The organism is Streptomyces sp. SPB074 (assembly GCF_000154905.1).
Lineage (GTDB): Bacteria > Actinomycetota > Actinomycetes > Streptomycetales > Streptomycetaceae > Streptomyces.
Window position 1 is genome coordinate 4105065 of the sequence record NZ_GG770539.1, and the last position, 6276, is coordinate 4111340.

The following is a 6276-nucleotide window of genomic DNA, read 5'->3' on the forward strand; positions in this document are numbered from 1 at the left end:
GGCCTGCGGGCGCTGCGCCTATGGTTGCTCCAGCGTTGGGGTGACTCTCCGCCCGGACGATTCCGCCCGCTCGGCCGCTCGAAGGACAGCAAGGACAGCGATGCCCGCGAATACAACCCCCTCTTCCGGTCATAAGTCCGGCAAGAAGAAAGGGCGTCGAGCCCGCCTCCTCGTGATCCTCCTGGTCCTCGTCGTCGTGGCGGGAATCGGGTACGGCGGCTGGTGGGGAGTGAGCACCGTGCGGGCCTCGTACCCGCAGACGAACGGGACGCTCCAGCTCAAGGGCCTCAGCGGCAAGGTCGAGGTCCGCCGCGACGCGTACGGGATTCCGCAGATCTACGCGGACAGCGACGCCGACCTCTTCATGGCGCAGGGCTACGTCCAGGCCCAGGACCGCTTCTGGGAGATGGACGTGCGCCGGCACACGACCTCCGGCCGGCTCTCCGAGATGTTCGGCGACGGACAGGTCGACACCGACGCCTTCCTGCGCACGCTCGGCTGGCGGGACGTGGCGCAGAAGGAGTACGACACGAAGCTGTCGGCCGCCACGAAGCGCTCCCTCGACGCGTACACCCGGGGCGTCAACGCCTACCTGGCGGGCAAGGACGGCAAGGACATCTCGGTGGAGTACGCCGCTCTCGGCTTCACCAACGACTACACGCCGCAGAAGTGGGACGCGGTCGACTCGGTGGCCTGGCTCAAGGCGATGGCCTGGGACCTGCGCGGCAACATGCAGGACGAGATCGACCGCTCGCTCATGAGCAGCCGCCTCAGCGCGAAGCAGATCAAGGACCTCTACCCCGGCTACCCCTACGACAAGAACGCGCCGATCATCCAGGGCGGCGGCGTCGACCCGGTCACCGGCGAGTACGACCCCGACTACAAGGGCTCCCCCGGCGAGATGGGCACGGGCGTCGGCCGCACCACGGACACGGGCACGGGTGGCACGGGCACGGGTGGCACGGGCACGGGTGGCACGGGCACGGGTGGCACCGGCACCGGTGGTACGGGTACAGGCGGCACAGGTACGGGCGGTACGGGCACCGGCGTGAGCACCGGCGGCACAGGCACCGGTACGAACACCGCCACCGGCACCGGCTCGGACACCGGCACCTCCCCCCAGGGCTCCTTCGGCGCCACCGACGCCCAGGCCATCAGCGACAAGCTCACCGGCGTCTACGACGCCCTCGACCGCGTCCCCGACCTGCTCGGCCCGAGCGGCAACGGCATCGGCTCGAACTCCTGGGTCGTCTCCGGCAAGTACACGACGACCAACAAGCCGCTGCTCGCCAACGACCCGCACCTCGCCCCGCAGCTCCCCTCGGTCTGGTACCAGATGGGGCTGCACTGCCGCACGGTCTCGGCGAAGTGCCAGTACGACGTCTCCGGCTACACCTTCTCCGGGATGCCCGGTGTGATCATCGGCCACAACGGCGACATCTCCTGGGGCATGACGAACCTCGGTGCCGACGTCACCGACCTCTACCTGGAGAAGGTCACGAGCGACGGCTACCAGGTCGACGGCAAGATCAAGAAGTTCAGGTCCCGCAAGGAGACGATCAAGGTCGCGGGCGGCACGTCGAAGGTCATCACCGTCCGCGAGACGGACAACGGCCCGCTCATCTCCGACCGGGACGACGAACTGACCAAGGTCGGCAAGAAGGCGCCCGTCGCGAGCGCGGCGCCCGACCGGGGCGACGGCTACGGTGTCGCGCTGCGCTGGACCGCACTTGATCCCGGGCGCTCCATGGACGCGGTCTTCGCGCTCGACAAGGCGAAGGACTTCAAGGAGTTCCGCTCCGCCGCCGCGCTCTTCGAGGTCCCCTCGCAGAACCTCATCTACGCCGACACCGAGGGCCACATCGGCTACCAGGCGCCGGGGAAGATGCCGGTCCGCGCCAAGGGTGACGACGGCTCGCTGCCCGCGCCGGGATGGGACTCCGGCTACGACTGGCAGGGCTGGATCAAGCAGGACGAACTGCCCTGGGAGTACGACCCGGCGCGCGGCTACATCGTCACCGCCAACCAGGCCGTCGTGGACAAGGACCACTACCCCTACGAGCTGACGACCGACTGGGGATACGGCACCCGCAGCGAGCGCATCACCGACCTGATCAAGTCGAAGATCAAGGACGGCGGCAAGATCTCCACCGACGACATGACCTCCATGCAGATGGACAACAGCAGCGAGATCGCCCGCCTGCTCACGCCCTACCTGCTGAAGATCGACGTCAAGGACCCGTACGTCCGCGAGGCGCAGAGGCTCCTGGAGGGCTGGGACTACACGCAGGAACCCGACTCGGCGGCAGCCGCCTACTTCAACGGCGTGTGGCGCAACATCCTGACCCTCGCCTTCGGCCAGAAGCTGCCGAAGGAGGTACGGGTCAAGGACGAGTGCCTCAACGTCGAGCCGGCCGGCACGACGGGCCCCGTGGACGAGGACACCCGGGTGCGCGAGTGCGGGCAGCGCGACGCGGACAGCGCGCAGCCCGACGGCGGCGACCGCTGGTACGAGGTCGTCCGCAAGCTCGTCAAGGACCCGAAGAGCGACTGGTGGTCCTCGCCCAAGACCCGCAAGGACTCGGCGACCGCCACCCGTGACGGTCTCTTCGCGCGCGCCATGAAGGACGCCCGCTGGGAGCTGACCGCGAAGCTCGGCAAGGACATCGACACCTGGAGCTGGGGCCGGCTGCACCAGCTCACGCTCAAGAACCAGACGCTCGGCACCGAGGGCCCCGGCCTCCTCCAGCGGATGCTCAACCGCGGCCCGTACAAGCTGGGCGGCGGCGAGGCGGCGGTCGACGCGACCGGCTGGAACGCGGCGGGCGGCTACGACGTCGTCTGGGTCCCGTCGATGCGGATGATCGTCAACCTCGCGGACCTCGACAAGTCCCGCTGGATCAACCTCACCGGCGCCTCGGGCCACGCCTACAGCGCCCACTACACCGACCAGACGAAGAAGTGGACCGAGGGCGAGACCCTGCCCTGGGCCTACAGCGACGCCGCGGTGAAGAAGGGGACCAAGGACACGCTGACCCTGGAACCCTGACCGGCACGCCGCCCGCGAAGCGCCGGCACGGGCCCGCACGGCGGCGGTACGCCGGCCGAGGGGCGCTCCCACGACGGGGGGCGCCCCTCAGCCGTACCACCTACCACCGACCGCAGGGACCGCCTCCCGCCCGTACGCCCGCGAGGCCACGTACGGCGGCCCCATGGTCCGTACGCCCGCAGACCCCCGTGCCGTCCGTCGCCCTACCGCCGCCCGAACCAGCGCACGCCCGCCGGGGTCACCGCCGCGTGCACCGGCCGGTCGTGCGGCTCGGCGGGGACGGTGTCGCGCACCTCCTCCGCGTACAGCAGGACCAGGAGGAGCGGGTCGGCGCCGGTACGGGCGAGGCGGGTCAGGACCCGGTCGTACGAACCGCCGCCGCGTCCCAGCCTGTGTCCCGCGCGGTCCACGGCGAGGCCCGGCAGCAGGACGGCCCCCGCCTCCGCGACCGCCTCCGGCCCGAGCCGGGGCCCGGCGGGCTCGCGCAGCGTCATGCGGCCCGCGCGCCCCGCCTCGCGCAGGGAGCCGGGGCCCTCGTAGACGGCCCAGTCGAGGTCGTCGTCGGGGAGCAGCACCGGCAGCAGCACCCGCACGCCGCGCGCGTGCCACAGGTCGAGGAGCGGCCCGGTGTCCGGCTCGCCGCCGACCGACACGTACGCGGCCACGCTCCGTACGCCGTCCAGCTCGGGGAGCCGCGCCACGACCCCGGCCAGCGCGTGCCCCAGGCGCCGCACCTCCGCGGCCTGCCGTGCCCTTCGCCCCGTCAGCAGGGAACGCCGCAAGGCCCTCTTCGCCTCCGTCGCCTCACTCGGCAATCGGCTCAACGCAGACTCCTTATTACGTCATATCAGTCAATATGACCGCCGCCTGTGGACAACTCCCGCGGGCCCGGGCGGAGCCCTGACTATGGTGGCGCCATGACTTCCGCACACACGAGGATCACCAAGGCCGTGATCCCCGCTGCCGGTCTCGGTACCAGGTTCCTCCCGGCGACCAAGGCCACCCCGAAGGAAATGCTGCCGGTCGTGGACAAGCCCGCGATCCAGTACGTCGTGGAGGAGGCCGTCTCGGCCGGCCTGAACGACTTCCTCATGGTGACAGGCCGTAACAAGCGACCGGTCGAGGACCACTTCGACCGCAACTACGAGCTGGAGGAGGCGCTGCGCCGCAAGGGCGACGGCGACCGCCTCGCCAAGGTGCAGGAGTCCTCCGCCCTGGCGGACATCCACTACGTCCGCCAGGGCGACCCCAAGGGCCTCGGCCACGCCGTGCTCTGCGCCGCGCCGCACGTCGGCCAGGAAGCCTTCGCCGTCCTCCTCGGCGACGACCTCATCGACCCGCGCGACCCGCTCCTCGCCCGGATGATCGAGGTCCAGGCCCGCGAGGGCGGCAGCGTCGTCGCCCTCATGGAGGTCCCGCCCGAGCAGATCCACCTCTACGGCAGCGCGGCCGTCGAGACGACCGCCGACTCCGACGTCGTCCGCATCACCGGCCTCGTGGAGAAGCCCAACCCCGCCGACGCGCCCAGCAACTACGCGGTCATCGGCCGCTACGTCCTCGACCCGCACATCTTCGACATACTGCGTACGACCGAGCCCGGGCGCGGCGGCGAGATCCAGCTCACCGACGCGCTCCAGCAGCTCGCCGAGGACGAGAAGGCGGGCGGCCCGGTGCACGGCGTCGTCTTCCGTGGACGCCGCTACGACACCGGCGACCGGGGCGACTACCTGCGCGCCATCGTCCGGCTCGCGTGCGAACGTGAAGACCTGGGCCCGGACTTCCGCGCCTGGCTCCGCAGTTACGTCGACGAGGAGATGCAGCCGTAGTGAGCACGACGACGCAGCCCCAGGCGCCCGGGGACACCTGGACGGTGACCGCGCACCTGGACGACATCCTGGCCACGGTGCGCCCGCTGGAGCCCATCGAGCTCCAGTTGCTCGACGCCCAGGGCTGCGTCCTCGTGGAGGACGTGACGGTGCCGCTCTCGCTGCCCCCGTTCGCCAACAGCTCCATGGACGGGTACGCGCTCAGGGCGGCCGATCTCGCGGGCGCCACCGAGGAGGCGCCCGTCGCGCTCGGTGTCGTCGGCGACGCCGCGGCCGGCCCGTCCCCGGAGCTGTCGGCGGGAGCGGGCGAGGCGGTCCGCATCATGACCGGCGCCCCGCTGCCCGCGGGCGCGGACACGGTCGTGCCCGTCGAGTGGACCGACGGCGGCCTCGGCGGCGGCCCTGTCGACCGCATGACCCCGCACAGCACGGCGCCCGAGGGCGCCTCCGGCACGGTCCGCGTCTTCCGTCCCGCCGAGCCCGGTGCGCACGTTGCGCGAGGCGGGGCGGCGACGTGCGCGAGGGCGACCTCGCCCTCGCGGCGGACACCGTGCTCGGCCCCGCGCAGCTCGGCCTGCTCGCCGCCATCGGTCGCGACACCGTCCGCGTCCGCCCCCGTCCCCGCGTCGTCGTCCTCGCCACCGGCAGCGAACTCGTCCAGCCCGGCGAGCCCCTGGCCCCCGGCCAGATCCACGACTCCAACAGCTTCGCCCTCACCGCCGCCGCGCGGGACGCGGGCGCGCTCGCCTTCCGCGTCGGCGCCATCGGGGACGACGCCGAGACCCTGCGCGCCACGATCGAGGACCAGCTCATCCGCGCCGACCTCGTCGTGACCTCGGGCGGCGTGAGCGTCGGCGCCTACGACGTCGTCAAGGAGGCCCTGACCGGCTGGAAGGGGCTGCCGGGGACGACTGCCGAGGACGCGCGGCACGATCCCGACGCGGACGCGGACGCGGACGCGGACGCGAGCACGGGGACGGCGGGTACGGGGGAGGGCGTCCCGGGGGCCGTGGCCCCGCGCGGCGTCGCCTTCCGCAAGCTCGCGATGCAGCCGGGCAAGCCCCAGGGCTTCGGCACGATCGGCCGCGACGCGACACCCGTCCTCGCCCTCCCGGGCAACCCGGTCTCCGCGTACGTGTCCTTCGAGCTGTTCGTCCGCCCCGCCATCCGCACCCTCGCGGGCTTCACGGACCCGCACCGCCCGACCGTCCGCGCCCGTGTCGACGCGCCGAAGGCCCTCACCTCGCCCGCCGGCCGCCGCCAGTACCTGCGCGCCCGCCACGCGGACGGCCGCGTCACCCCCGTCGGCGGCGCCTCCTCGCACCTGGTCGGCGCCCTCGCGCGGGCCGACGCGCTCCTCGTCGTCCCCGAGGAGCGCACCTCGGTGGAGCCGGGCGAGGA

Annotated in this window: 3 protein-coding genes and 1 pseudogene (1 of these 4 cut by a window edge); 3 read left to right on the top strand and 1 reads right to left on the bottom strand. The window is 72.2% G+C overall.

Annotated elements, in window-relative coordinates; all coding sequences use genetic code 11:
- The first annotated feature begins 100 nt into the window (after window positions 1-100).
- Window positions 101-3049, top strand: coding sequence for a penicillin acylase family protein (locus SSBG_RS17080; RefSeq protein ID WP_199781378.1), 2949 nt, complete (start codon window positions 101-103; stop codon window positions 3047-3049).
- A gap of 203 nt (window positions 3050-3252) precedes the next feature.
- Here SSBG_RS17080 and SSBG_RS17085 read toward each other — a convergent pair whose 3' ends face one another.
- Window positions 3253-3873 (bottom strand): 5-formyltetrahydrofolate cyclo-ligase, encoded by a 621-nt coding sequence (locus tag SSBG_RS17085; RefSeq protein ID WP_008747347.1) that lies wholly within the window; start codon window positions 3871-3873, stop codon window positions 3253-3255.
- A gap of 93 nt (window positions 3874-3966) precedes the next feature.
- Between SSBG_RS17085 and galU the strand changes: the two genes are divergently transcribed.
- Both galU and glp read left to right on the top strand, forming a co-directional pair.
- Window positions 3967-4875, top strand: a complete 909-nt coding sequence (galU, locus tag SSBG_RS17090; RefSeq protein ID WP_008747348.1) for a UTP--glucose-1-phosphate uridylyltransferase GalU — start codon at window positions 3967-3969, stop codon at window positions 4873-4875.
- Window positions 4875-6276 (top strand): annotated as a pseudogene (gene glp, locus SSBG_RS36180) (gephyrin-like molybdotransferase Glp) (it continues 25 nt past the right edge of the window). Before galU ends, glp begins: the two are co-directional and overlap by 1 nt.

What these genes read in the sequence shown, in the direction of transcription:
- SSBG_RS17080 (WP_199781378.1), top strand. Translation starts at nt 101, where the DNA reads ATGCCCGCGAATACAACCCCCTCTTCCGGTCATAAGTCCGGCAAGAAG.
- galU (WP_008747348.1), top strand. Translation starts at nt 3,967, where the DNA reads ATGACTTCCGCACACACGAGGATCACCAAGGCCGTGATCCCCGCTGCC.